The 26,425-nt window shown below is 44.4% G+C and carries 15 protein-coding genes and 1 pseudogene; 10 read left to right on the forward strand and 6 right to left on the reverse strand.

What is annotated here, in order from left to right:
- Nucleotides 1-6: 6 nt before the first annotated feature.
- Nucleotides 7-3,996 carry a hybrid sensor histidine kinase/response regulator transcription factor gene (locus NQ542_RS02535; RefSeq protein ID WP_227945660.1) on the reverse strand — a complete coding sequence of 1,330 codons (3,990 nt, stop codon included), beginning with the start codon at nucleotides 3,994-3,996 and terminating at the stop codon, nucleotides 7-9.
- A gap of 202 nt (nucleotides 3,997-4,198) precedes the next feature.
- Here NQ542_RS02535 and NQ542_RS02540 point away from each other — a divergent pair, with 202 nt between their 5' ends.
- The 4 genes from NQ542_RS02540 (at nucleotide 4,199) to NQ542_RS02555 (ending at nucleotide 11,976) form a co-directional block, all read left to right on the forward strand.
- A complete protein-coding gene (locus tag NQ542_RS02540; RefSeq protein ID WP_005650315.1) occupies nucleotides 4,199-6,316 on the forward strand; it encodes a glycoside hydrolase family 2 protein in 2,118 nt (705 codons plus the stop codon).
- A gap of 182 nt (nucleotides 6,317-6,498) precedes the next feature.
- Nucleotides 6,499-8,814: a cation:proton antiporter gene (locus NQ542_RS02545; protein ID WP_005640260.1), complete on the forward strand. Its 2,316-nt coding sequence runs from the start codon at nucleotides 6,499-6,501 to the stop codon at nucleotides 8,812-8,814.
- 85 nt (nucleotides 8,815-8,899) lie between these two features.
- On the forward strand, nucleotides 8,900-10,918 hold the full coding sequence (locus NQ542_RS02550; RefSeq protein WP_005640265.1) for an alpha amylase C-terminal domain-containing protein: 2,019 nt from the start codon (nucleotides 8,900-8,902) through the stop codon (nucleotides 10,916-10,918).
- Nucleotides 10,919-11,001: 83 nt separating this feature from the next.
- A complete protein-coding gene (locus NQ542_RS02555) occupies nucleotides 11,002-11,976 on the forward strand; it encodes a type I phosphomannose isomerase catalytic subunit (protein WP_005640267.1) in 975 nt (324 codons plus the stop codon).
- 118 nt (nucleotides 11,977-12,094) lie between these two features.
- On the opposite strand, the gene xyl3A is transcribed toward NQ542_RS02555, so the two are convergent.
- Nucleotides 12,095-14,701 (reverse strand): xylan 1,4-beta-xylosidase, encoded by a 2,607-nt coding sequence (gene xyl3A, locus NQ542_RS02560; protein ID WP_005640269.1) that lies wholly within the window; start codon nucleotides 14,699-14,701, stop codon nucleotides 12,095-12,097.
- Nucleotides 14,702-14,906: 205 nt separating this feature from the next.
- Between xyl3A and NQ542_RS02565 the strand changes: the two genes are divergently transcribed.
- Nucleotides 14,907-15,785, forward strand: coding sequence for a DUF5032 domain-containing protein (locus NQ542_RS02565; protein WP_005640270.1), 879 nt, complete (start codon nucleotides 14,907-14,909; stop codon nucleotides 15,783-15,785).
- A 6-nt stretch (nucleotides 15,786-15,791) separates the two neighbouring features.
- On the opposite strand, the gene trmD is transcribed toward NQ542_RS02565, so the two are convergent.
- Entirely contained in the window at nucleotides 15,792-16,466 is a 675-nt protein-coding gene (gene trmD, locus NQ542_RS02570; protein ID WP_005642273.1) for a tRNA (guanosine(37)-N1)-methyltransferase TrmD, read from the reverse strand.
- Between the two features lie 295 nt (nucleotides 16,467-16,761).
- Between trmD and NQ542_RS17805 the strand changes: the two genes are divergently transcribed.
- The 4 genes from NQ542_RS17805 (at nucleotide 16,762) to NQ542_RS02585 (ending at nucleotide 21,314) form a co-directional block, all read left to right on the forward strand.
- Nucleotides 16,762-16,995 (forward strand): hypothetical protein, encoded by a 234-nt coding sequence (locus NQ542_RS17805; RefSeq protein ID WP_005640276.1) that lies wholly within the window; start codon nucleotides 16,762-16,764, stop codon nucleotides 16,993-16,995.
- A gap of 184 nt (nucleotides 16,996-17,179) precedes the next feature.
- Nucleotides 17,180-19,645: a phenylalanine--tRNA ligase subunit beta gene (gene pheT, locus NQ542_RS02575; RefSeq protein ID WP_005640278.1), complete on the forward strand. Its 2,466-nt coding sequence runs from the start codon at nucleotides 17,180-17,182 to the stop codon at nucleotides 19,643-19,645.
- A 34-nt stretch (nucleotides 19,646-19,679) separates the two neighbouring features.
- Entirely contained in the window at nucleotides 19,680-20,414 is a 735-nt protein-coding gene (locus tag NQ542_RS02580; RefSeq protein WP_005640280.1) for a YebC/PmpR family DNA-binding transcriptional regulator, read from the forward strand.
- A gap of 144 nt (nucleotides 20,415-20,558) precedes the next feature.
- Nucleotides 20,559-21,314 carry a hypothetical protein gene (locus NQ542_RS02585; RefSeq protein WP_005640284.1) on the forward strand — a complete coding sequence of 252 codons (756 nt, stop codon included), beginning with the start codon at nucleotides 20,559-20,561 and terminating at the stop codon, nucleotides 21,312-21,314.
- Nucleotides 21,315-21,359: 45 nt separating this feature from the next.
- Here the strand turns inward: NQ542_RS02585 and NQ542_RS02590 are convergent, their stop codons facing one another.
- The 3 genes from NQ542_RS02590 to NQ542_RS02600 form a co-directional block, all read right to left on the reverse strand.
- On the reverse strand, nucleotides 21,360-22,415 hold the full coding sequence (locus NQ542_RS02590) for a 6-bladed beta-propeller (RefSeq protein WP_005640286.1): 1,056 nt from the start codon (nucleotides 22,413-22,415) through the stop codon (nucleotides 21,360-21,362).
- A gap of 66 nt (nucleotides 22,416-22,481) precedes the next feature.
- Nucleotides 22,482-23,246 carry a peroxide stress protein YaaA gene (yaaA, locus tag NQ542_RS02595; RefSeq protein ID WP_022322202.1) on the reverse strand — a complete coding sequence of 255 codons (765 nt, stop codon included), beginning with the start codon at nucleotides 23,244-23,246 and terminating at the stop codon, nucleotides 22,482-22,484.
- 42 nt (nucleotides 23,247-23,288) lie between these two features.
- Entirely contained in the window at nucleotides 23,289-24,206 is a 918-nt protein-coding gene (locus NQ542_RS02600) for an EamA family transporter (protein ID WP_005640292.1), read from the reverse strand.
- 212 nt (nucleotides 24,207-24,418) lie between these two features.
- Here NQ542_RS02600 and NQ542_RS02605 point away from each other — a divergent pair.
- A pseudogene (locus NQ542_RS02605) lies at nucleotides 24,419-26,393 on the forward strand (outer membrane beta-barrel family protein).
- Nucleotides 26,394-26,425: the final 32 nt, after the last annotated feature.

Below are 26,425 nucleotides of genomic sequence, written 5' to 3' on the forward strand. Positions count from 1 at the left end.
GCATTCTTAGTCTTGAGATTTTGTTTCCTGATATTCTGTCGGTGACATTCCATAGACAGCCTTGAAGCTGCGGGCGAAATACGAACGGCTACTAAAACCGATGTGCTGGGCTATTTCGGAAATATTCATGTCCGATTCCTTTAAAAGTTTTGCACCTGCCTCCAGACGGATATTTTTAATCAACTCGATGGGAGAAAGTCCGGTTACGGTCTTTACTTTCCTGTAAAAGTTAGTCCGGCTCATTCCCAATGCCTCATAAATGACTGATACATCAAGTTCGGGATTCGATATATTGGCTTTTACAATCTCAATATACCGAGTGAGGAAATCATCGTGCTCTTTTGGCTCTTCCACTCCAAACTGTTTGAGGGAAAATGTTTCCCCATACATCGTCTTCATTTTCTCGCGTAGGGAAAGGAGGTTCCGGATACGGGCTTTGAGTAAAGATATCTGGAAAGGCTTGACGATATAGTCGTCTGCGCCGGCATCTAGGCCTTCCTCGATCTGTGATATCATTGACTTGGCGGTAAGCAAGATAACCGGTATATGGCAGTAGTTCTGGTTTTCCTTGATACGTTTACAAAGTTCGAGCCCGTTCATTTCTGGCATCATGATGTCGCTGATGACAATATGGGGATATGACTCCTCAATCATCGCCAATGCCTCTTTGCCATTGAAAGCCTTAACCACGATATAATCAAGGCTGAGCTGTTGTTCCAGATATTGAAGCACTTCCTGATTGTCATCGGCCAGCAAAACCGTCTGCTTATTTTTGTTCTGGGTCTCTTCGACCAGCAAATCGAACTTTTTACTGATTTCGGCGGACTTGGATAGGACGGGAGATTCGTTCTCCCCTTCTTCCTGTTTTTCGGTGTCGGGAAGAAGGAACATAAAGCGGGTGCCTTCCGTTTCCGAACTTTCGGTCCAGATGCAACCGTTATGCTGCAAAATGATGGAGCGTGTCAAGCTGAGCCCGATACCTGTACCGGAAATCTGCCGGTGTATATCTTCTTGTGAACGATAGAAAGGTTCGAAAATCTTTTCTGCTTCCTGTTCGCTGAAACCTTTTCCGGTGTCTATCACCTCGATAAACAGGTATCCAGCTTCTATCAGGATGGAGCTGTATTGAGCCGGGAAATGGGGGAGCAGTTCACATTCCGCCTGTGTGACCGTGTTGACACGGATGGTCACCTGTCCTTCCGAAGGTGTAAATTTGAAGGCATTGGAGAGCAGGTTGAAGAATACCTTTTCGATCTCCGCTTCGTCAAAACAAACCTTATATGTTTCCGGTAGCTCGTTGTCCAACACGAAACGGATCTCCCGGTTGTCAGCCACGCTCTCGAAAGAGTGATACATCTCGCGGATAAAGGAGGAAAAATTAAAACTGGTCTTTTGTAGGACTGTTTTGCCCGCTTCGTATTTTTGTATATCCATCAGATTATTGACTAAGAGCAACATCCGTCCGGTATTCTTTTTGATCAACTGAAGTGTCTCCTTTATTTCAGGCGAGAAAGATACGTACTGCATCAGGTCGTTTAGCGGGTTAATGATGAGCGTCAGGGGAGTACGCAGTTCATGTGAGAAATTGGTGAACATGCGCATCCGTTCCTCATGCAATTCGTTGACCTTATCCTGCTCCATCTGTTTGTAGCGAAGTTCCCGTTCCCGTTCGTGTTTATCGTGCTGATGACGAATGATTCTCACGATGATGAATGTGATTATACAAAAGTATAAGAGGTAAGCCCACCAAGTCTTGTAGAAAGGCGGATCGATTGTGATGCGTAGTGTTGCTTCTTCGGGATTCCATATGTTGTCGTTGTTTGAGGCTTTGATCCGGAATGTATAGGTGCCGGGAGCCAAGTTGCTGTAATAAGCCTCCCGTCGGTTTCCGACCATGTGCCATGCCGGATCGGCTCCTTCCAGCTTGTAGGCATACTGGTTCCGTTCGGAATGGATAAAGTTTAACGCCGTGTATCTGAACGTGATGTTATTCTGATCGGAAGTGAGCGTAATCTCCCCGTCCTCAATGTTTCCAGTCACGTCGTCTTTATTATTTACAATCAGGGAAGTGATATCTACTGGCGGAATGTTGGGATTCACCATGATCTTGTCCGGATTGAAGAAAAGGACCCCTTTGTCTCCGGGGAAATAGATGCTGCCGTCGGCAGAAATGCTGTTGCCTGAAAATCGTGTAAACTCCATTGCCGGAGTATCGGCTATTCTCATTTCACTGAAAGTATCGGTTGTGCGATTCAGTTTATATATGGATTTTCCTGTCGTTACCCAGATATTTTGGTGTTGGTCGATTGTAAGTGAGTTAATATAGCTGTCGGACAGCCCGTCCTTTTTCTGATAGTGTTTGGCCAATTTTAGGTTCCGGTTCAGGCGGTATAAGCCGTTTTTATTGGTCGCAATCCAGACGTAGCCTTCGTTGTCCTGCGTAATGGCCGTGATATTTCCCAACTTTTCGAATTTGGGATCCGGTTGCAGTTCGGTGGAAAGGTTGCGGACGGTTTCTTTCTTCATGTCGTACAGGTAAAGGCTGTCAGACAATGTACCGAACAAAAACAGATTTGGTTCAAGTTCATGGATAACAGTAACCCATTTGAAAGAGCGGGAAATGCCGTTGGCCATGAACCGGTTGGTTTGCTTTCCTTTGTCGACCATCACTAAGTTCTGGCTGCTGTTTGTCGGTATCCAGAGCCGTTTGCTTTTATCGATGTATAGGGAGAAAATGTCGTTGTGCTGGAAGTCGTATAGCTTTTTATACTGTTTATCCCGAATGGAAAACAAATAGACTGACCCGAAATGGGTAGAGCACAAGATCGAGTCTCCTTGTATCAGGATCGATTTGATGATATTAATCTCATAATTCCCTTCGTGAAGAGGTTTGATGGGATAAAGCTGTTGTCGCCCGTTTTCCGGGTTATAGTAAAACAATCCTGCACCTTCTGTTGCAAACCACATGTTCCCGTCTTTGTCTTGTTGACCTTTGCCGATGATGCCGGCATATTCGTTTGGCGTGATATAGGAAACCGGCCTGTAAAAGGGACTATGATAATTGACTCCTGCTGAATAGGTCCCGATCCAGAGTGTCTGATCTTTGTCGATCAGCATGCTGTGGATGGAGTAGTGGCTCAGGCCTCCTTTCCCGGCGATATTGATATTGGCAGGAGTGATGGTGAGTTCTTTTTTATTCAGTATGTTTAATCCCCGGAATGTTCCGACCAGAATGGAACTGTCGCCGTAGGAAACGAATGTGCGTATCGAGTTGTTATTGAGGTTGGTGTTATCCTTGTGCAACCATGTAAAGGTCTGTTTGTTTTTGTTGAAGAGGCAAATTCCGGTTTCGTCTAGTCCCAGCCATATATCCCCGTTGTTGTCTGGTAATATGGTTGCAATGATACCGTCGATGGGTACGTGTTTTTTTAGTTTCCAGTTTTCGGAATAAATGTACAAGCCGTTGCTCTCCGTTCCGATATAAATGTCCTTGTCCGGAGCCTGTGCTACGGAATAGGTCGGTGAAGGGATTGCTATGTCGGGGAAGACCGTTTCGACCGTCTGGTTCATACTGCATTTGAATACGGATCGGTTGCAGAAAGCATAGACATTCCCGTCCGAATGTTTTAATAGGCGGTTGATGATATTGGTGGTGCATTCCTTGTTGATGCTTTTGGGGTAAAAACGGGTTATCTTTTTGGTTTTATAATCGATACAGTTGATCCCGTTCGAAGTTGCGATCCAAATATTCTTCCGGTTGTCCTCGGCAAATCCCCGAATGTAGTTGTCTGTTAATGTTGCATTATTGTTGACTTCGTTTTGATAGACAACGAATTCGTAGCCATCGTAGCGGTTCGCGCCGTTGCGCGTCCCGAACCAGATGTAACCGTCCGAATCCTGGAAAATATCAAGAACGGAAACTTGCGACAGGCCATCTTCTACTCCCAGGTGGGAGAAGAAGAAATTTATGCTATATACAGGAGGTGTATATAGCATAACCATAATATATATAGTGAATGCGGTATAGAATCTTTTTATCATCCGTAGTTTCATGGTTTATGAGTAAAGACGCATGGCTGTATATCTTTTATACCGCAAAGATAGTGATTTGGAGACGATCTTGAACAGGATTGAGATGATTTTACACGGTTAAACAAGTTGATAAACCTATTTTTGTAACTCAATCAATTAAAACATCATGAATAAACGAGTATTGAGTTTAACCTTGTTGCTGGTCTGTTTCAGTTTGGTGATGCAGGCCGAAGGCCGGATTGTCGAGCCGTTTAATTCCGGTTGGGTATTTAAGAAAGCGCCGGCAGGTAAGGAACTGGCCGTTAATGCGCCGAAATGGGAGAGTGGATGGACCGAGGTCGAGATTCCTCACACGTGGAATGCAAAAGATATGCAGACGCAGTATGACCAATTCTACGAAGGACCTGCCTACTACAAAAAGCACTATTTCTTTCCTGCTGAACTGAAGGACAAACGCGTCTTCCTGCGTTTCGAAGGTGTGGGAGCTGTTGCGGAGGTGTATGTGAACGGTTCTCTTGTGACAACTCATAAAGGAGCCTACTCTGCTTTTTCATGCGAGATCGGTACGGCGCTGAAACCGGGGGCGGATAACGAGATCATAGTGAAAGCCGACAATGCGTCACGTCCGGACGTGATTCCTATCAATCATGTGCTTTTCGGCGTTTATGGCGGGATGTACCGTCCGGTTTGGTTGATCGTGACAGAGCCTTATAATATCTGCGTGACCGATTGTGCTTCTTCCGGTGTCTACATCACCCAGAAGAATGTCTCCAAAAAGCAAGCGGATGTAAAAGTGAAAGTGAAGTTGGATAATGGAACGTTGCAACCGGCTCCGCTCACCTTACAGAATACGATTTATGATCAAGAAGGGAAACTGGTAGCAACCCAGAGCCGCTCGTTTGACCTGACACCGCAGGGCGTACAGTCGTTCGAAGCCGATTTCAAGATCAAGAATCCTACATTGTGGCAAGGGCGGAAGAATCCTTATTTATATAAGATCGTGAGTCGCCTGATCCGGAATGGGAAAGTGATAGATGAAGTGGTACAGCCCTTAGGCTTGCGCAAATACGAGATTGTTGCAGGCGAAGGGTTCTATCTGAATGGCGAGAAGTATCCGATGTACGGTGTTACCCGCCATCAGGACTGGTGGGGGCTGGGTAGTGCGTTGAAGAATGAAAATCATGACTTCGACCTGGCTACTATTATGGATATCGGTGCGACAACCGTCCGTTTTGCTCATTATCAGCAATCAGATTACCTCTATTCGCGTTGTGACAGCTTAGGATTGATCATTTGGGCGGAGATTCCTTTCGTGAACCGTGTCTCCGGACAGGAAGCCGAGAACGCCCGTAACCAACTCCGCGAACTGATCCGCCAGAGCTTCAACCATCCGTCCATCTATGTTTGGGGGCTACATAACGAAGTCTATCATCCGCACGAATATACAAAAGAATTGACCCGATCCTTACATGATCTTGCGAAGACGGAAGACCCCGACCGTTACACTGTTTCGGTAAATGGCTACGGACACATGGAGCATCCGGTCAACTTGAATGCTGACATACAGGGAATGAATCGTTATTTTGGCTGGTACGAAAAGAAATTGCAGGATATCGAACCGTGGGTAGAAGGCTTGGAAAAGAACTATCCGGATCAGAAATTGATGCTGACGGAGTATGGAGCCGACGCCAACATTGTCCATCAGACCGAATATCTGGACAATTCACTGAATTGGACGAAACCTTTCTATCCGGAAACTTTTCAGACGAAGACACATGAATACCAGTGGAGCGTGATCGCCAAGCATCCGTATATTGTTGCTTCTTATTTGTGGAACACTTTCGATTTTGCTACTCCGCTGGCTAATCGCGGCGATCTTCCCGCCCGTAACATGAAGGGTATGGTCACTTTTGACCGCAAGACGAAGAAAGACTCTTATTTCTGGTACAAGGCGAACTGGAGTGAAGATCCTGTCTTGTACTTGACACAGCGCCGGAATGTGGATCGCGAAAAGAAAGTTACTTCTATCACCGTTTATTCTAATATCGGAGAACCTAAAGTTTTCTTGAACGGCCAAGAGTTGTCCGGTATCCATAAAGGTTATACAGACGTACATTATATTATAGACAATGTCACCTTGGCAGACGGAAAGAACATTGTGAAGACCGTTGCAAGCAAAGACGGCAAGACATACGAAGACACTATCGAATGGATGTATACCGGAGAGAAAAAACGGGAAGCGGACTCCTTTTCCATCAAAGGTGTACATGCAGGGTTTGAATAAAAACAACATACTAATTAAATATAGCTGACCTTGACTATAAAAGCCACTAAAGCTTATCTGGATCGTGTAGCTTTAGTGGCTTTTTGCAAAAAAACAAAATCGCCAGTAAAATATTTCCTTATACAAGGAGTTATATTAATTCATTTCGCTATTTTTGCAAGAAACCGTATCAGAGATAGCAGATGGGTAAAGGAACAAAAAGCATAGCCTTTTATTTGATGATGATCCTGGTCTTTGGCTCACTCATGTATTTCATAGTCAAAGAAGGAGAAAGCCAGCAGGTCGGAACAGCCGTTCAGACCATGCAAAATGCTCCCCAAACTATGGGGGAGGGATTTCTTGTGTTCTGGGATTCGGTTACTCACCATATCCAGTCGTCGATGGGAATCCTTCTTCTGCAAATTATTACCATATTAATTGTCTGCCGCTTGTTCGGTTGGATGTTTCAAAAGATCGGCCAACCCACCGTCATCGGTGAAATCGTAGCCGGTATCGTACTCGGTCCGTCTGTGCTCGGCCATCTTTTGCCGGGTGTATCTGCGTTTCTTTTTCCACTCGAGTCATTAGGTAATATCACCATATTAAGCCAATTCGGTCTTATCCTTTTCATGTTTGCCATCGGTATGGAACTGGATATCGGCGAAGTTCGTAAAAAATTGAAGGAAACTATCCTGATCAGCCATACCAGTACGATCGTGCCGTTTTTCTTCGGTATGCTGACTGCTTATTATGTCTATGGATCTTATGCTCATAAAGGAACACCATTCCTGTCGTTCGCTCTATTTATCGGGATCGCCATGAGTATCACGGCTTTTCCCGTTTTAGCCCGGATTATCCAGGAAAAAGGGTTGACCAAAACACATTTGGGAACTATCTCATTGGCAAGTGCTGCCAACGGAGACATTACTGCCTGGTGCCTGTTGGCCGTCGTGATTGCCATCGCTCAGGCGGGTAGTATGCTGAGTGCCGTTTACAATATATTGTTCTCCATTCTGTACATTCTTTTTATGTTTCTTGCTGTTCGTCCTTTCTTACGGATGATCGGGCATATATACCATAATAAAGAAGTGATTGACAAAGCACTGGTGGCCCTGATGTTCCTGTTACTGATCGTATCCTCCTATTTTACCGAGATATTAGGGTTGCATGCTCTTTTCGGCGCCTTTATTGCAGGCGTGGTCATGCCAGGGAACATCAAATTCCGCAAGATCATGACGGAAAAGGTGGAAGACGTATCATTGGCGCTCTTCCTGCCGCTTTTTTTCGTTTCGACCGGACTGCGTACGGAGATCGGTCTGCTGAACACACCGGAACTTTGGGTCATGTGTGGAATCTTCATCGTAGTGGCTATTATCGGTAAGTTCGGGGGTGCTTTGTTTTCCGCTCGTTTTGTCGGTGAAAGCTGGAAAGACAGTTTTTACATTGGGGCTTTAATGAATACACGCGGTCTGATGGAGCTGGTCGTGTTGACGATCGGTTATGAGATGAAGATATTGCCGCCTTCTATTTTCGTCATGTTGGTTTTGATGACCCTGGTCACGACCTTTATGACAATCCCGTTGGTTTCTTTCATTAAATTGTGTTTCAAGACACGTGAAAAGATTAAGGAACATCAGGTTTGTGTGGAACCGGCCGACGGGATATTTAAGGTTCTCCTTTCATTCGGACGTGCCGGAAACGGACAGATTATGCTTGATGTGGCTCACCAGATGTTTGCCCGTGGAAAGAACAAACTGGATTTGACGGCGCTACACCTGACCGTCGGGTCCGATGTCAATCCGTTACATACGGATAATTTTGAGGAAGTGAGTTTCGGACCGATCTTGTATGGAGCCAAAAAATTAGGTATGCACATCCATACACGCTATGAGGTTTCGAATAACGCCGGACAGGATATTTGCGACATCGTCAATAACGAAGGATTTGACTTCCTGCTGGTCGGTTCCGGCATCTCCATGAGCGACTCGCCGGACGATATCGCGGCTACCCGTTACCGTACTTCCTTCTATAACCGTTATTTCAAACGCTTCAAAGCTCCCGAATCCTGGTTTTATCCTGGTGCGTTGCTGAAAGATAAGACTAAGATGTTTATTGCCCGCAGTAATTGCGACGTCGGTGTATTTATTAACCGAAATTTCGTGAAGGCCACCAATACGTTGGTGGTTATCAGTTCCGAAGAAGATCTCTTTCTGCTCGACTACACAAGGACATTGCTGAAAGCGACTCACGGTTCTGTCGGTATTGTAGCCAAGATGTCCACCACAACACCCGGACATGATCAAATTCTCAAAGAGCTTTGGGATTTCGTCTCGTCCATCCCACAAACCCAGCTGTTACCGGATAAAGACCTGACGCCGGGATTGTTCAATAGCTATAACTTCATGCTGATCGGCTACAACACTTGGAATGACGTATCCGAACACCGTAAAGAGGCCCTTCAAAAGATGCCGTCAACATTGATTTTGAACAAGAACAAACGGAGTTCTTCGGATAATTGATTTAAGCCTATGCATTTGCAACGGACTTTTTATTTATATGTGAGTTTTTTCTTCTATCTTTGTGCGAAACCAATCTCAAAAAATCATGGAGTCGCTAAATCTAATAAAGAATGACCCTTGGCTGGCCCCCTATAAGGAGGCAATAGAAGGACGGTACCAATACGTGGTAAACAAAGAGAAGAACCTGACCGGTAACGGCAGACAGACGTTGTCGGAAATGGCTTCCGGGTATCTCTACTTCGGATTGCATAAGACAAAGAGTGGATGGGTTTTTCGTGAGTGGGCACCCAATGCTACTGCTATATATATGATTGGGACTTTCAACGAATGGAAGAAGGACGATCGGTATAAGTTGCAACGGTTGGGCAATGGCATTTGGGAGATTGCGCTTGCTGAAGGTTTGCTGCGTCATGAAGACCTGTTCAAACTCCTAGTCGAGTGGGAAGGAGGCTGCGGGGAACGTATTCCTGCATGGATACGGCGTGTCGTTCAGGATGAAAATACCAAAATTTTCAGCGCGCAAGTATGGAATCCGGAGAAACCTTATGTGTTCAAGCATAAACGGTTTAAGCCTAATGTCTCTCCATTGCTGATTTATGAATGTCATATCGGTATGGCTTCGAATGAAGAGAAAGTCGGCAGTTACGACGAATTCCGTCGTATGGTGCTGCCCCGTATTGCGAAGGAAGGATATAATGCCATTCAGATTATGGCTATCCAGGAACATCCTTATTATGGTTCGTTCGGTTATCATGTCAGCAGTTTTTTTGCCGCATCTTCCCGTTTTGGTACGCCGGAAGAACTGAAACAGTTGATAGACGAGGCTCATAGTATGGGGATTGCTGTGATTATGGATATCGTACATAGTCATGCTGTCAAGAACGAAGTAGAAGGCCTCGGACGTTTCGATGGATCTTACACGCAATATTTTCTGGGCGGTGCCCGTCGCGAGCATCCGGCATGGGATTCCCTTTGTTTCGACTATGGAAAGAATGAAGTGCTTCATTTTTTGTTGTCGAACTGCAAATTCTGGCTGGACGAGTATAAATTCGACGGTTTCCGTTTTGATGGCGTGACCTCGATGCTTTATTACAGTCACGGACTGGGCGAAGCATTTTGTAATTATGCTGATTATTTTAACGGTCATCAGGATGGTGATGCTATTGCGTATCTGACGTTGGCTAATAAGCTTATCCATGAAGTCAATAAGAATGCGATTACGATTGCCGAAGAAGTAAGCGGAATGCCCGGATTGGCTACCAAATATGAAGATGGCGGTTATGGCTTCGACTACCGTATGGCAATGAATATCCCCGATTACTGGATCAAGACGATCAAGGAAAAGAAAGACGAAGACTGGCATCCTTCTTCCATCTGGTGGGAGACGACGAACCGCCGTGCTGACGAAAAGACAATCAGCTATGCGGAAAGTCATGACCAGGCGTTGGTGGGTGACAAGACGATCATTTTCCGTCTTATCGATGCCGACATGTATTGGCATATGCAGAAAGATGATCACAATTTTATGGTGGAACGGGGTGTAGCTTTGCATAAAATGATCCGTCTGGTCACGGCCTCCACCATCAACGGCGGTTATCTGAACTTTATGGGGAATGAATTTGGCCATCCGGAATGGATCGATTTCCCGCGTGAAGGAAATGGCTGGTCGCATAAGTATGCACGCCGCCAATGGGATTTGGTCGATAATATGGATTTGAAATATCATTTCTTAGGCGATTTCGATCGTGAAATGTTGGAATTGATCCGTAGCGTGAAGAACTTCCAGTCCACTCCGATACAGAAAGTCTGGGATAACGATGAGGATCAGATTTTGGCTTATATGCGAAAAGACTTGGTGTTCGTATTCAATTTCAATCCGACAAAATCGTTTGCCGATTACGGTTTCCTTGTGCCTAAGGGTGAATATGAGGTGGTTCTGAATACCGATGCTAACCGATTCGGTGGCTTCGGGCTCGCGGATGATACCATTCATCATTTCACGCAATTCGATCCATTGTATAAAAAAGAGAAAAAAGAATGGCTCAAATTATACATTCCGGCACGCAGCGCTGTTGTATTGAAGAAAGTAAAGAAAGCGAAATAATTTGTGATTTATAATTTATGATTTGTGGTCAATGCGTAAATCATAAATCATAAATTATAAATCTGATAAATCAAAAATCAAATATGTTATATCCAATGACATTTAAGCCTATCCTCAAGAAGATTATCTGGGGAGGCTCTGACATTTGCCCGTTTAAGGGCATCACTCCGGTGCAGGAAGGTATTGGCGAAAGTTGGGAACTTTCACATGTAGAGGGCAATTATTCTGTTGTAGATAATGGTGCACTTGAAGGTAAAACGCTAGATGAACTGATCCGTACATATGGCAAGCAACTGTTAGGGGAAAAGGTGGTCGAACAATTTGGTTCCATATTCCCTTTGTTGATCAAGTTTATCGATGCACGTGATAATTTGTCTATTCAGGTTCATCCGGATGATGAATTGGCAAAGAAACGCCATAATTCTTTTGGCAAGACAGAAATGTGGTATGTGATCAATGCAGCCAAAGGTGCCGGCTTATATTCAGGCTTTTCAAAGCAGATCAATGCGGATGAATACGTGAAACGTGTCGAGGATAATACGATCATGGATGTGTTACAACGATACGAGGTGAATCCTGGCGATGTATTCTTCCTGCCCGCGGGCCGTGTACACGCTATCGGAGCCGGTTGCTTTATTGCTGAAATCCAGCAGACGAGCAATATCACCTATCGTATATATGATTATGACCGTAAGGGACCGGATGGCAAAGGGCGTGAATTGCATACCGAACTGGCAAAGGATGCGATCGACTATACCTTGTATCCGGACTACCGCACCCATTACAAAGCGCATACGAATGCGACTGTAGAGCTTGCAGCCTGCAAGTATTTTACAACGAATTTGCTGGATGTCGATACGATCATGGTTCGTGATTTCTCCGAACTGGATTCTTTCGTCGTTTATATTTGTATGGAGGGTAAAGCTTCTATCCGTGACAATAAAGGCAATGAAATTTATATTCACCAAGGACAAACGGTCCTGATTCCGGCAGATACGGATGTCGTGACGATTTCACCGGTTCCGGGTGCCAAATTTATGGAGACGTATATTGGATAAGACCCATAGGGTTACGCCCTTTAACCTTATGGGTTAGGAGGCGTAATGCATAGGGTTATGGAATAGATAGAATGCCGCAGGTTTTTCCGGATTATCCGGAGACCTGCGGCATTTGTTTTTATTCGATTGTCAACTCTAATCTCTCTAAGGCTTTTTCGTCTGATGAACCGCCGTAAAGTATCTGATATTTTCCGGGACGGACTTCCATCGTTTGTGTATTGTCGTTAAAAGAGTGGAATGCTTCGGGTGTCAGCTCGATGTTGACTTCCTGGCTGTCGCCAGCTTTTACGTGTACACGCAAGAAAGCCTTCAGCGCTTTGATCGGCCCTTCCGGATCGTTCGGATTTTTGATGTAGATTTGTGCGACTTCGTCACCATCCATTTTGCCGGTGTTGGCAATGTCGAACGTCAGTGTGACAGATTGGTCTTTGGTAATCTTGCCAGAAGACAGCTTCGCATTCCGATAGGCAAAGTTCGTGTAGCTCAAGCCGTATCCGAACGGATAAAGTGGTGTTTCGGTCATATAACGGTAGGTACGACCTTTCATGCTGTAATCTTCAAAGTCCGGCAACTGGTCGATCGATTTATAGAATGTGACTGGCAAGCGACCTGACGGATTGTAGTCGCCAAACAGGATGTCGGCAACCGCTGTCCCGGCTTCTTGTCCGCCATACCAGGCATTCAGAATGGCGTCGATGTTGGCGTCTTCCCAGTTTAAAGCCAGGGCACTACCCGTACAAAGCACGTAGACAACCGGTTTACCCGTTGCTTTCAGTGCTTTTACCATTTCTTGTTGTACTTTCGGTATCTCGATATTGGTGCGGTCTCCTTTCTTGAAACCTTCCACGTTGACCGGCATTTCTTCACCTTCCAAGCGAGGCGAAATACCTCCGACATAGACAATCACATCTGCATCTTTGACTTTAGCGGCAGTGGCGGCATAATCGACAGGTCGACGCGTACCGATCTGGAAGTTGAGGTCAGCGCTACCCGTGCGTTGCATATATTCGATCTTGACAGGATATTTCTTTCCTTTTTCCGCATTCAGCATATACGTCTTTTCTGCCCCGTATTCGTTTTCCCAAACTTCGGCTACTTTTTCATCTCCGATAAAGAGGCGGAAGGCGTCGTTTCCTGACAACTTGATCTCAACCTGTTCCGTCTCTGGTGCTTCAAACTCGCCGGTAAAACGTGCTGTGAAGTTTGTCAGGTTTACATTCGGTGCGAACTGCGTGTTTCCGCCTGTCGTATAATGTAATTGGCTTGCTAAACCTTTATAAACGGCTTCTCCCTTGAATTCCGTATTGTTGTAGAATTCGGAGGCGAATCCCTGTCCGGCAGGGGAGGTGATGTGGTTGCCCAAGTCTTGTATTACGAAGTCAGCCGCATGATTACATCCTAATTCGTAGATTACTTCTGTATCGGGCACTTTGTTGCGGATACCTTCCAATATTGTTACGGTATGCGTCGGGAAGCCGTTGTAGTTCGCCCAAAGCATGGTCGAGTCGGCGGCATTCGGACCGACAACTGCAATTTTCCGGATCGTTTTACTCAGTGGAAGTGTGTTATTCTTGTTCTTCAGCAGCACCATACTCTTATGCGCCATTTCGAGTGCTTGTGCCACATGTTCGGGGCTTTCCACCACGTTGTATGGGATTTGAGCATAAGGAACCCGCTCGTCCGGATCGAACATGCCTAATTCAAAACGACCTTTCAGCAGGCGGCGTAGGGAGACATCCAGATCATTTTCGGATATCTTTCCCTCCTTCAAAGCTTTGATCAAAGCTTTATAGCTGTTGCCGCATTCCAGGTCAGTCCCGTTCAGGACAGCATCTGCAGAAGCGCTTTCCGCATCGGGATGTGTTTCGTGGCGAGGCGTGCGTTCGTCCCGTTGCCAGAAGTCGTTGATCGCACCGCAGTCGGAAAGGATGATGTTTTCATATCCCCAACTATTCCGAAGGATGTCGATGAGCAGTTTGTCGCTACTACAGCAGGGTTTGCCTTGATAGCGATTGTAGGCGCACATGACTTCCTGTACATTTCCTTTTTTTACCAAAGCCTCGAAAGCTGGCAGGTAGGTTTGCCATAAATCACGGGGCGTCACTGTGACGTCAAATTCGTGACGGTTCCATTCCGGTCCGCTATGGACTGCATAATGCTTGGCGCAAGCATGTGTCTTAAAGTATTTCGGATCGTCTCCCTGCAAGCCTTTCACTACGGCAACCCCCATCCGTTCTGTCAAGTACGGATCTTCTCCATAGGTTTCCATGCCACGGCCCCAGCGGGGATCACGGAAGATATTGATATTCGGCGTCCAAAAGGTCAAGCCTTTGTAGCGGTCATATTCTTTATTTTTTTGATACTGATGGTATTTGGCGCGAGCTTCGTCGCTCACCATCGTAAATGTTTCGTACAGTGCGTCGTCGTCGAAAGTAGCCGCCATCGCGATAGCCTGTGGGAAAACAGTCGCTTTTCCGGCACGTGCGACACCGTGCAAGGCTTCGTTCCACCAATCGTATTCGGGTATACCGAGGCGTTCGATTGCCGGAGTCGTATTCATCATTTGCCCGATCTTCTCTTCGGCAGTCAGACGTTTCAAGAGGTCGTCTATGCGTTCGTCGATAGGGAGATCAGGATTGCGAAACGGATAATCTTCTTGTCTTTGGCTACAAGAAACAGACAGCAATAATGTTAGTGCTGCTACCGTCAGATGTTTCATTCTCATGTTATTAAATTTTAGATATTGTATGCTTTACGTTTTATCTTATTGTAAGATGTTTGTTATTAGCCATTTATTATGATAAATTATATTGCAAAGCTAATGGTTTACTTGCATTTCTTCAAGTAGAATTACTTAAAATAGGTTACTTCGTCCGTTATTTTAGCAAATGTCCTATTTTTGTAAGATCGAATAATAAAAAGAAAGAGAGATGAAGAAATTTTTAAGTGTGCTTTTGATGGTGGCAGGTCTTATGTCTTGTGGAGATGATGATAAGCCGTTTATTCCTGAGTTGAACAAGCTGACGAGTGTTACATGTACGAAAAACGGAAATGCTTTTTTTAACGCGAATATCACTTATGACCAGGACAAGCAAATCAATCGGATTATATTAAATACGGAAGGAAATCAGTTTACTGATAATTATATTATTGTAGACAAGACGATTTCCGTAAGTGGCGTGAAGATGATCGATGGTTCTCCGACTAATCCCTTTGTCCATACAGTTTACACGCTAAGCGGAAATATGATTGCGGCCAAGGAAGAAAAATCTGAAAACAAGTATATGAGTAATGCTGTGTATACGGCTGTAGAAAACAGGTACACCTATAGTTCTAATTGGCTGAAATCAGTTTCGCAGATTATCCAGTGGCCGAATGAGGACGGTTCGGGTTATCAGATAAGAGAACTAGGTGAGGTGGATCGCTATTCGTGGGAAAATGGAAATGCGGTGCATTATGCTTATCTGCCACAGAAAGAGATTACATATGAATATAATTCTCAATTACGTCCAGAGAACTTTCCGTTCCGAGTTGTCAATTCATTTCAACCGGTCGGCTTTGATGTGATTTCTCCGTTGAACCTGCTCTATGGGAAGATGAATCAGAATCTGCCAACCCGTGCCTATTGGTATAATGTCTCCGATGCAACGGATATTTGTGCCGAATATACATTCCGCTATACGTTGACCGGCGATTATATCACAGGCATGACGATTGAAGAAAAGATCAATCCCGTGAATGGTGCAACTGCGGAAAATAACACGTATGAATATGAGTTTATCTATAATTTCGTGGTAGAGCAGAAGTAGGACAATTTACTTCAATAAATCGGGGCGTAGCCGGGCTGTCCTTTCTTGAGCTTGCCCGAGACGCCATTCTTCAATTTTGCGTTGGTGCCCGGACAGAAGGACGTCGGGAACTTTCCAGCCGTTGTAATCGGCAGGCCGGGTATAGACTGGGGGAGCTAGCAAATTATCCTGGAACGAGTCGGAGAGGGCACTTTGCTCGTCGCCGATTGCTCCGGGAATAAGACGTACGACGGCATCTGTGATGATGGCGGCAGCCAACTCGCCTCCTGTCAGGACATAATCACCAACAGATATTTCCTTTGTTATCAGATGTTCGCGGATGCGGTAGTCGATTCCTTTGTAATGTCCGCAAAGGATGATCAGATTGTTCAGCATCGACATGCTGTTTGCCATCGGCTGGTTGAAGGTTTCCCCATCTGGCGATGTGTAAATAACTTCATCATAATCCCTTTCGCTTTTCAAAGCCGAGATGGCCCGGTCGATAGGTTCGATCTGCATAACCATGCCGGCTTCACCCCCGAAAGGATAATCATCCACACGCCGCCATTTGTTGGTCGTGTAATCCCGCAGATTGTGTAAATGTATTTCAGCCAAACCTTTGTCTTGTGCCCGTTTCACAATGGAACAGTTTACCATTCCTTCGATCATCTCGGGAAGTACGGTCAGTATATCAATGCGCATCATATTTTATTTCAGATTTATGGTGCAAATGTAGGAGATTTCCCAAAGTCTGCAAAATAAAGTTTTGTAAGCATGGATTTTTAGTTTTTTGCAAAACAACTATCATACTATCATAAATGAATTTATATGCTTGTAAAACAGTGTGTTATTCTATGATAGTTCTTGCTTTTAACTATCATTTATCTATCATAACTATCATGGGTAAAAGTGATAATGTGTTATATATCAATATTTTATTAAATGTCAGATGTGTTCTGAAGCTGATACAAAATAGATTAAAGAGGCTCGTTTTTTCATGAAGACAAGCTACTTTTTTGGTGAAAACAACTTGAAAAGTTTCTTCAGACCCGGGTGGAAGGGTATGGGAGATCCGGGTGTGGAGGAGGTGGAGACCCGGGTCTACGTGAAACCGAAACGGGGATGTGGAGCTGTTTATCTGCCTTGTTTGAGGAGATTTTATGCACTGTTTCTGATTATAATCCAGTGGAATACCTGCTTTTTAAACACAAACAGTTCCTTATACTTGTAGATGGCCATTATGAATCAAGAATGCATAAATAACTATTGTCAATGATATTTGATCACGGTTTTGGTGCGGTTGCCCTGAAGAAACTACTTGAAACTATCATATTTGAATAATTATTTGTACTTTTGTCCGTCAATTTGGCGTAGGCCGGACGGCCCCGTCTCTTTACTGAATAAATTTTAAAGCGATGAATATATCTTACAATTGGCTGAAAGATTATCTTGATTTTGATTTACAGCCTGATGAAGTAGCAGCAGCACTTACCTCTATTGGTTTGGAAACCGGAGGGGTAGAAGAAGTTCAAACCATCAAAGGTGGATTGGAAGGACTTGTCATCGGTGAAGTTCTTACTTGCGAAGAACATCCGAATTCCGATCACTTGCACATTACAACCGTGAATGTTGGCGGCGCGGAACCCTTGCAGATTGTTTGTGGTGCGCCGAATGTAGCTGCCGGACAGAAAGTGGTTGTTGCTGTAAACGGTACTAAATTGTATGATGGTGATGAGTGCTTTACGATCAAGCGCTCTAAAATCCGTGGCGTTGAATCGAACGGTATGATTTGTGCTGAAGATGAAATCGGTATTGGAACAGATCATGCAGGTATAATCGTACTGCCGGCCGATGCGGTAGTCGGTACTCCGGCCAAAGAATATTATAATGTGAAGAGCGATTATGTGCTGGAAGTCGATATCACGCCGAACCGTGTGGATGCCACTTCTCATTTCGGTGTAGCTCGCGACCTAGCCGCTTACCTGAAACAGAACGGTAAGCCTGCCAACTTGAAACGTCCGAGTGTGGATGCTTTCAAGATTGATGATGAAGTTCCGGCTATCGAAGTTGTCGTTGAAAATAAAGAAGCCTGTCTGCGCTATTCAGGTATTACGATTAAAAATGTAACTGTAAAGGAAAGTCCGGAATGGTTGCAGAACCGTTTGAAGGTGATCGGCCTGCGTCCCATTAATAACGTGGTGGATATTACGAACTATATCTTGCACGGCGTAGGACAGCCTTTGCACTCTTTCGATGCCGATAAGATCAAAGGTAATAAAGTCGTGGTACGCTCGGCGACGGAAGGTGCCAAGTTTGTGACGCTCGATGGTGTGGAACGTACGTTGACCGACCGTGATCTGATGATTTGCAATGTGGAAGAGCCGATGTGTATCGCCGGTGTATTTGGCGGACTCGATTCCGGTGTGACGGAACAGACTAAGAATGTATTCCTGGAATCGGCCACTTTCCATCCGACTTGGATCCGTAAGACAGCCCGTCGCTTCGGTCTGAATACGGATGCTTCTTTCCGCTATGAACGCGGCTTGGATCCGAATCAGACGGTCGAAGTGATGAAGCGTGCCGCTCTGTTGATTCAGGAAGTGGCAGGCGGAACGATTACGGGTGCTATCCAGGATATTTATCCGGTTCCGGTTGCCCCCTATCGTGTGGAACTGACTTACGATAAGGTCAATACATTGATCGGCAAGGTGATTCCGGTTGAAACGGTCAAGAGCATTCTGGAAAGCTTGGAAATGAAGATCGTTTCCGAAACTGCCGAAGGTTTGGTGATTGATGTGCCTGTATATCGTATTGATGTACAGCGCGATGTCGACGTGATCGAGGATATTCTCCGTATTTACGGATATAATAATGTGGAATTCAGTGACAATGTAAAGTCTAATCTGAGCTATCAGACTCCGACTGACCGCAGTTATAAATTGCAGAACCTGATTTCCGAACAACTTTGCGGTTGCGGTTTCAACGAGATCCTGAATAACTCGCTGACACGCTCGGCCTACTATGACAATCTTTCCACTTACCCGGTTTCTCACTGTGTGATGTTGATGAATCCGTTGAGTGCAGATCTGAATTGCATGCGCCAGACGTTGTTGTTCGGAGGCTTGGAAAGTGTTGAACATAATGCGAAACGCAAAAATGGCAATATCCGCTTCTTCGAATTCGGAAATTGCTATGATTACAATATCGACCATAAGAAGGAAGGTGAAACATTAGCCGAATTCTCGGAAGATTATCGTTTGGGCTTGTGGGTAAGCGGCAGCCGTGTGGATAACAACTGGGCGCATCCGAATGAAAAGTCTTCTGTTTATGAATTGAAGGCATATGTGGAAAACATCTTGGTTCGTCTCGGTGTGAATTTGCAGAAGGTCATTTTTGGTAATCTGGCTAACGATATCTATTCGGCAGGTTTGAGCATTACGACTTCGTCCGGGCGCCAGTTAGGTACGATGGGTATCGTCAGCCCGAAGATCTGTAAGGAATTGGATATTGAAACGGATGTCTATTATGCGGAACTTTCCTGGACATTGTTGATGAAGGAAATCAAGAAGAGCAAGGTTACCTTCTCTGAAATTTCCAAGTTCCCGGCAGTGAAACGAGATCTAGCCCTGTTGTTAGAGAAGAATGTTCAATTTGCCGAAATAGAAAAGATCGCAACGGAAAGTGAACGTAAACTGTTGAAAGACGTTGCTTTGTTTGATGTATACGAAGGAAAGAATCTGCCGGCTGGCAAGAAATCATATGCCGTCAGCTTCTATTTGCAGGATGAAGGAAAGACTTTGAATGATAAGCAGATCGATGCTATCATGAAAAAGATCCAGACAAATTTGGAACAGAAGTTAGGTGCACAATTGAGAGGATAAAAAACATAAATCATAAATCATAAGATCATAAATTATGGGAAGAGCGTTTGAGTTTCGTAAAGCGAGAAAGTTTAAGCGTTGGGGTAATATGGCCCGTGTATTTACTAAGTTGGGTAAAGAAATTACGATAGCTGCAAAACAAGGTGGACCGGAACCTGAAAACAATCCGCGTTTGCGTGTATTGATGCAGACTGCTAAAAAAGAGAACATGCCGAAAGATAATGTCGAACGTGCTATCAAGCGGGCTGTCTCTAAGGATTTTACCGATTATAAAGAAATGAACTACGAGGGATATGGTCCTTTCGGTATTGCTATTTTTGTGGAAACTGCGACAGACAATACGACTCGTACTGTAGCAAATGTACGTAGTTATTTCAACAAGAACGGTGGTTCTTTGGGTACATCCGGCAGTTTGGAGTTCCTGTTCGAGCATAAATGTGTTTTCCATATTGCAAAAAAGGATGGCATGTCGTTGGAAGATCTTGAGTTGGAGCTGATAGACTATGGAGTCGATGAAGTGGATGAAGATGAAGACGAAGTGGTTCTCTATGGTGAATTTGCCCAGAATTCGGCTATTCAGAAATATCTGGAAGAGAATGGATATGAAATCACCAGTAGCGAATTTGTCCGTATTCCGAACGATGTGAAAGAAGTGACTCCCGAGCAGCGTGAATCGATTGAAAAATTGATTGAAAAGTTGGAAGAGGACGAAGACGTTCAGAATGTGTTCCACAATATGAAGGAAGACGAAAACGGAGACGAAGAATAAGTTCGTATTTGTTATAGAATAAAAAAGAGAGTACAAGGACTATAACCTTGTACTCTCTTTTTTATTCTATATCAGTATTTATATCAAAAAATCTTCTTTTCTTTGCTGTACTTTATTTCAATACAAATACATTTTTTAGTGGTTATGAAAGGTTTTAGAACTCTACTTTGTGTTATTTCGTTAGCCTTATCAGGCGTAATTGTGAGTGATGTTATGGCCCAGAAAGAATTGGGTGTGTTTAATTCTTTGGCAGTAGGTGTGGGCGTCGGTACTACCGGTATCGACGTGAATGTGGCAACTCCCATCACATCTCACTTTGATTTACGTGGTGGTTTTTCCATTATGCCAAATTTCAGCATGAGTACGGATGTAGATGTTGATGTGGAAGCTATGGAAGGCGTGAGTGTTCCCTCTACGATTGGTATGGAGGGAAGTATCAAGCGTGTTTCCGGTGAATTACTTGTGAATTATTATCCGTTTAAAAAAAGTTCTTTCTTTTTGACTGCTGGTGCTTACTTTGGCGGGGGAACTTTATTAAAAATAAATGGGCATAGTGATGAATTGAAGGAATTGGTAGCCGAAGCCGGTAAGGCCGGTGTTGTTATCGGCGATTATACGATTCCGGTAGACAAAAACGGTAATGTGTCAGGTGGCTTGAAAGTTTCGAATTTCCGTCCGTATGTGGGTTTGGGGTTCGGCCGTGCCGTACCGAAGAAACGGCTTGGTGTAATGTTCGAGCTGGGAGTCCAGTTCCACGGCAAACCGGATGTTTATACGGACTATGGTAATGTCAACAATTTGTTGGATGAAGTCGATCCGGACGATACGTTTTCGAAAATCATGGATAAGCTCACTGTTTATCCGGTTATGAAGATACGTCTGTGTGGACGGATTTTCTAATCGTACGTAAATATATATATTAAATGAAAGCCTGGCTGTGGGGAGTCAGGCTTTCATTTTTACTATAAATAAGACTGGGTTGTCTTTGTTTGTCAGGTCAGGAAAAGAGTAGGCAAGTTCTTTGCCGCTTTTATAATAACAGTAGGTGTTGCTTTGAAGGTCTATGGATTGAAGTTCGAGAATCTTGCCTGTCTTGTAAAAGTTGTCATCCAATCCTCCTTGCACGTGATAGGCTTTTGTTCTTCGTTGGTCGTAACAAAATGTATAGCTACGTTCCGGTAGAGTAGGATCGTAGTGTGTTGAGATTAAAAAACGTGTCCCGATCTGTAAAGGGAGAATTTTTGCGTAGTCCTCAGTGATGGTCAACTGGTTGCTATTGATGAGATAGAGCGTGTCGTTTAAGATATGGGCTGGCTGTAAGGATGGCGCTTGTACATAAACGTGCCCGTTCTTGACGGCTATTTCGGTACCTGTCTTGTAATTGATATCCATTCTTCCCAAATCGGCAACATCCAGTTTGCGCTTCCCGACTTCATTAAAGTAGAGATCAAATTTATAGAGCCATTGTTCGATTGACGGAGCTTGCTTGTTTTCTGAATTAACCAAGTCTATTGTTGTCCACAGATGGTTGTTATAATAAGCCATATGCCCGAAAGTTTTCCATGAAGCATCTTGAGGGAGGATACTCTGAAAAAGGAGTTGCCCGTCGTAATCATAATAGTATACCTCATGTCCGGTGCCGATCACGACCAGCCGGTCGTGGACAGGATCGACCGCATAGTCAACCAGTTCGACTGGCTGTCTCGTTCCTGGCAGATGTGCCGTTATTTGTCCGAGAAATTGACCGGAACTGTTGAAATGATAAAGTTGACGATCGCTGACAAGGAAGATGTCTTCCCGGTCGCGCTTGATCATTTTAATCTTGTTCAAAGAACAATGTCCGTTTGTTTTCAAAGGGATGGCGATCACCTCCTCGGCGACATCGGACAGACTTCCTTCCGGTTGACATTGAGGCAAATCGGTAGTATGGATCACTTGATATCCGATCCATCCGTATAAGGCTATCAGACATATGAATAAAAGATTAAAGGTTTTTCTCATTTCATTTCTAATTAAAAAATTCCTTTGTATAAACGGACGATACTGTCGGTTTATTGCAAGGATCTCTTAATCCTGCAAGAAAATCCAGTTGTTTTCGGAGGAGATATCTTCTCTGTACCGGAATCCTTCCCAAGTAAAATCTTTTAATGCATCCGGATTGGTAATCCGGTTTTTAACGATGTAACGGGTCATTTGTCCACGTGCCATCTTGGCGTAGATTACGATTGTTTCGGCTTTCCCGTTTTTCCAGACTTTAAAATCCGGTGTTATTACACGGACAGATTGTTCTACCTTTTTCCAGTCGAATGATGGTTGTAGGTCCATGCTCCCCAGGTTGATCAGTAGGTTATCGTCGGCTTTCACTTCTTCAATAAGCGGTTCTGTTTGACGGGCACGCCAGTAAATATACATATTCCCTTCTCCTAATTCGGGCAGTTTCACATCATATTCCATCCGGTAAGGTTTGATCAGGTCCAGCGGGCGAAGGAGACCATAACAAATGGAAACGAGCCGCAAATGATCCTGGGCAAAGCGGAAGTCCGCCTCTGTAAAATCTTTGGGATTGATATTCTTGAATACGACACCCGTATAAGCCAATAAAGCTTGTAGCGGTTCTTCTTCCGCAGAATGGAAATTCTGAAAACGATGGTAACTTTCCATCATCAGCTTGGGACTGAGCTTTAACATCCTGCCTAATTCTTCGGCGGGATATTGAGCCATGTGCAATGCGATCTCGATTGCTTCCTGGTTGAATCGGGGCGTTGTACCTGCAGGCGCTTTTATTTTGGATGTTCCAGCCATTGTCTTGGCAGGAGATAAGATGATATGCATATTTGTGAATATATTGTTTTTATTATGTAAATATCTCGTCATTTATATCCGGTGCATAAATAAAAGTCGGATATCCCGCACCCATTTCCTGATATAACTGCCTGATATCACGATGCAGACTGCTGATAGCACTACTACTATTCCTCCGATCTGCATCGGTTGCAGATGCTCGCCTAAGAAAAGGACGCCCATGCATACGGCGGTAAGCGGCTCCATGCATCCCAAGATCGCAGTCGTTGTCGAACCTATATAACGAATGGCCAGTATCAGTGTAAGGTCGGATACCAACGTCGGGAGGAAAGCAACCATCAGCACGTCTATCGTTGTGGCCAGATTCGGCATCGGGTCGGGAAAATCTCCTTTTATCGCCAGATTTACCAGAAAGACAATCGCTCCGGAAAGCAGAATATAGAAAGTGGCTTTCAAGCTGTCGAGCCTGGCGATCCGGCTTCGGTTCATACCTACGATGTAGGCTGCATAGGCAATCACTGTAGCCAATACCAACATTAATCCTTTTATATTGATAGAACCTCCCGGCGTATTTCCTCCGCTCAACATATAGACACCGCTTACCGCCATCGCCATTGCCAGCAGTATCGGCATTGTCAGCTTGTCCTTGTAAAATACAAACATGATCAGGCTGACTACCACCGGATAAAGGAAATGGATCGTTGTCGCCACCCCGCTCGGAATATAAAGATAAGCCTCCGTCAGCCAAAGCGCCGTGATGGCATAAAGTGTACCTAAAATAAAAGCGATCCCGAATTCGCTTTTCTGTATATCGAACGGAATCTTTTTCACCCACATCAGTACGGCAACCAGTACGGATGCTAAGGAAAAACGGTAGAACAGCAACGAGTCCAAACCTACGCCGTTTTCAAGCGCCGGAATGGAAAAAAGAGGAATCAATCCGAATGTGGCGGATGCGATAAGTCCGTACAAAAATCCTTTTACCTTCATGTAAATTCACTGTCTGTTGAAATGAGGGGACAAAAGTAGCAAATCTTTCTGAACCTTTTCTAATGAAATGGGAATCATGCTTTGCTATTCTTTTCGATTAATTTTGTATGTTTACGGCGTATTAGAAAATGATGGACAGCTAATTATGTCCGGGAGCATGATGAATAACCCTTGTTTAGGGTGTGTGGAAATTAATACAAACTTTATATTATATGAAAATCGGAATCGGTATTTTACTATTATTCTTTGTTACCTCTTTGCAGGCACAGAACATTATAGGAAAGGTCATAGACAATAAAAAACAACCGGTAGATGGTGCAACCATCGTTTTGCAGGCAATAGATTCTACTTATATAAACGCTTCTATTTCAAATGTAGACGGAACTTTTGTGTTGGATAGCCAGCCTGAAGAATACCGCTTGATCGTGCAGCATCTCTTGTACAGGACTAAGGAAATCGAGGGAAAGGGCAGAGATGTCGGTGTCATTCAACTTGATCCGCAGGATTATGCTTTGGATGAGGTCGTGGTAAAAGCGGAGCGTCCTTTTGTGAAGGTGGAAGAAGGGCGTTTGGGATATGATCTGTCCGTTCTTGCCGGCGACGGGGTGGTGAACAATGCATACGAGGCTCTGACTAAACTCCCCGGTGTAAAAGAGACTAAAGGTGTATTAACTTTGGCAGGTACGGGAAATTTGACAGTCGTCTTGAATGGAAAACCGACAACAATGGACGCCGGACAACTTGAGACGCTTTTGCGCAATACTCCGTTGGATAGAGTGGAAAAGGCGGAAGTCATGTACAGTGCGCCTCCCGAATATCATGTAAGATAATTTGGATGATGAAGATCATTTTAATCTCGCTTATACCAGCAGTTTTACACCTGAGCAGCATAGCAATAGCCTGACTTCCGGTAATTATCAGGCAAGCAATGTTGACAAATATGTCGAAACCCGTATGCACAATGTCACTTTGCAATATCATTCCGGATCTGGATTTGATGTCGGCGGAGATTACACGCATTATACGTCAGATAATAACCAAACTTTGTTTGCGGATTATGCGGATGGTGCTCAAAGCGGTTTCTCTATAATCGGTGGTCAAAAGATAGACCGTTATTCTATTTATGTTGACCGGAAGCGTTCTTTGGCTAAAGAATGGGATTTGGGGTACGGTATGTCTTACCGATTTGCAAAAGACCGTGACTTTCAGACCTATGATAAGGTTACAGGTGATATCCCGACCGAAAATACGGATTCCCGGCTTCGTGAGCAGACTGCCAATGTCTATGTTTCCTTGAGCAAGAACTATGCGACTGGTACATCGGTTTCTATCTCTGCTACAGGTGAATATTATACCATCGGCAATTATCGTAAGTGGGCTGTCTATCCGCAAGCATCTTTGACGTATGTAAAATCTTCCGAACATTTATTCCAGTTTTCGTTATCGACGGATAAGACTTATCCGGGGTATTGGGATATGCAGTCTTCCGTCAGTCATCTGAACGGATATACCGAGCTTTGGGGGACGCCGGGATTGAAACCTTCGACAGCCTATAATTTGAACGGCAATTATATATGGAAGCAAAAGTATATTTTCGGTCTGTTCTTCATGCATACGTCTGACTTTTTCGTACAGACGGGCTATCAATCGACTGACCGTTTGGCATTGATTTATAAGAATACGAACTGGAACTATATGCAGATGTGGGGGACAAACGTCATCTTACCCTTTAAAGCCGGAAATTGGCTGGATTCACGACTCACTTTGGTCGGTATGCAAGTTCACTAGCGTTGCGATGACTTTTTTGATATCCCGTTTAACCGGAGGAAATGGATGTTCAACAGTTCGCTGGATAACACGTTTAAGGTAGGTAAGAATCTGGCTTTCGAATTGATAGGTAGTATACAAACCCCGATGATCCAGGGGACTTTTGACATTGAAACAGTCTATAACCTCACTGCCGGATTGAAATGGAGTTTTGCTAGCGATAGGATAAATCTGTCTGCTCGTTGCAGTGATCTTTTCAACTCGGGCATGCCCAATTTGAAAGTTCGTTTTAATGGGCAACACTTGGATATGAACAACGATTTTTATTCGCGCTCTTTTACCATACATTTCAGCTACCGCTTCGGTGGATATAAGAAGAAAGAAGCCGGGAAGATTGATACCTCAAGGTTCGGACATTAGTATGAGCCCTGTTTATCTTTTAGGGTTGTGTG

The organism is Parabacteroides merdae ATCC 43184 (genome assembly GCF_025151215.1).
Classification (GTDB): Bacteria; Bacteroidota; Bacteroidia; order Bacteroidales; family Tannerellaceae; genus Parabacteroides; species Parabacteroides merdae.

What these genes read in the sequence shown, in the direction of transcription:
- NQ542_RS02535 (WP_227945660.1), bottom strand. Translation starts at nt 3,996, where the DNA reads ATGCTATATACACCTCCTGTATATAGCATAAATTTCTTCTTCTCCCAC.
- NQ542_RS02540 (WP_005650315.1), top strand. Translation starts at nt 4,199, where the DNA reads ATGAATAAACGAGTATTGAGTTTAACCTTGTTGCTGGTCTGTTTCAGT.
- NQ542_RS02545 (WP_005640260.1), top strand. Translation starts at nt 6,499, where the DNA reads ATGGGTAAAGGAACAAAAAGCATAGCCTTTTATTTGATGATGATCCTG.
- NQ542_RS02550 (WP_005640265.1), top strand. Translation starts at nt 8,900, where the DNA reads ATGGAGTCGCTAAATCTAATAAAGAATGACCCTTGGCTGGCCCCCTAT.
- NQ542_RS02555 (WP_005640267.1), top strand. Translation starts at nt 11,002, where the DNA reads ATGTTATATCCAATGACATTTAAGCCTATCCTCAAGAAGATTATCTGG.
- xyl3A (WP_005640269.1), bottom strand. Translation starts at nt 14,701, where the DNA reads ATGAGAATGAAACATCTGACGGTAGCAGCACTAACATTATTGCTGTCT.
- NQ542_RS02565 (WP_005640270.1), top strand. Translation starts at nt 14,907, where the DNA reads ATGAAGAAATTTTTAAGTGTGCTTTTGATGGTGGCAGGTCTTATGTCT.
- trmD (WP_005642273.1), bottom strand. Translation starts at nt 16,466, where the DNA reads ATGCGCATTGATATACTGACCGTACTTCCCGAGATGATCGAAGGAATG.
- NQ542_RS17805 (WP_005640276.1), top strand. Translation starts at nt 16,762, where the DNA reads ATGAAGACAAGCTACTTTTTTGGTGAAAACAACTTGAAAAGTTTCTTC.
- pheT (WP_005640278.1), top strand. Translation starts at nt 17,180, where the DNA reads ATGAATATATCTTACAATTGGCTGAAAGATTATCTTGATTTTGATTTA.
- NQ542_RS02580 (WP_005640280.1), top strand. Translation starts at nt 19,680, where the DNA reads ATGGGAAGAGCGTTTGAGTTTCGTAAAGCGAGAAAGTTTAAGCGTTGG.
- NQ542_RS02585 (WP_005640284.1), top strand. Translation starts at nt 20,559, where the DNA reads ATGAAAGGTTTTAGAACTCTACTTTGTGTTATTTCGTTAGCCTTATCA.
- NQ542_RS02590 (WP_005640286.1), bottom strand. Translation starts at nt 22,415, where the DNA reads ATGAGAAAAACCTTTAATCTTTTATTCATATGTCTGATAGCCTTATAC.
- yaaA (WP_022322202.1), bottom strand. Translation starts at nt 23,246, where the DNA reads ATGCATATCATCTTATCTCCTGCCAAGACAATGGCTGGAACATCCAAA.
- NQ542_RS02600 (WP_005640292.1), bottom strand. Translation starts at nt 24,206, where the DNA reads ATGAAGGTAAAAGGATTTTTGTACGGACTTATCGCATCCGCCACATTC.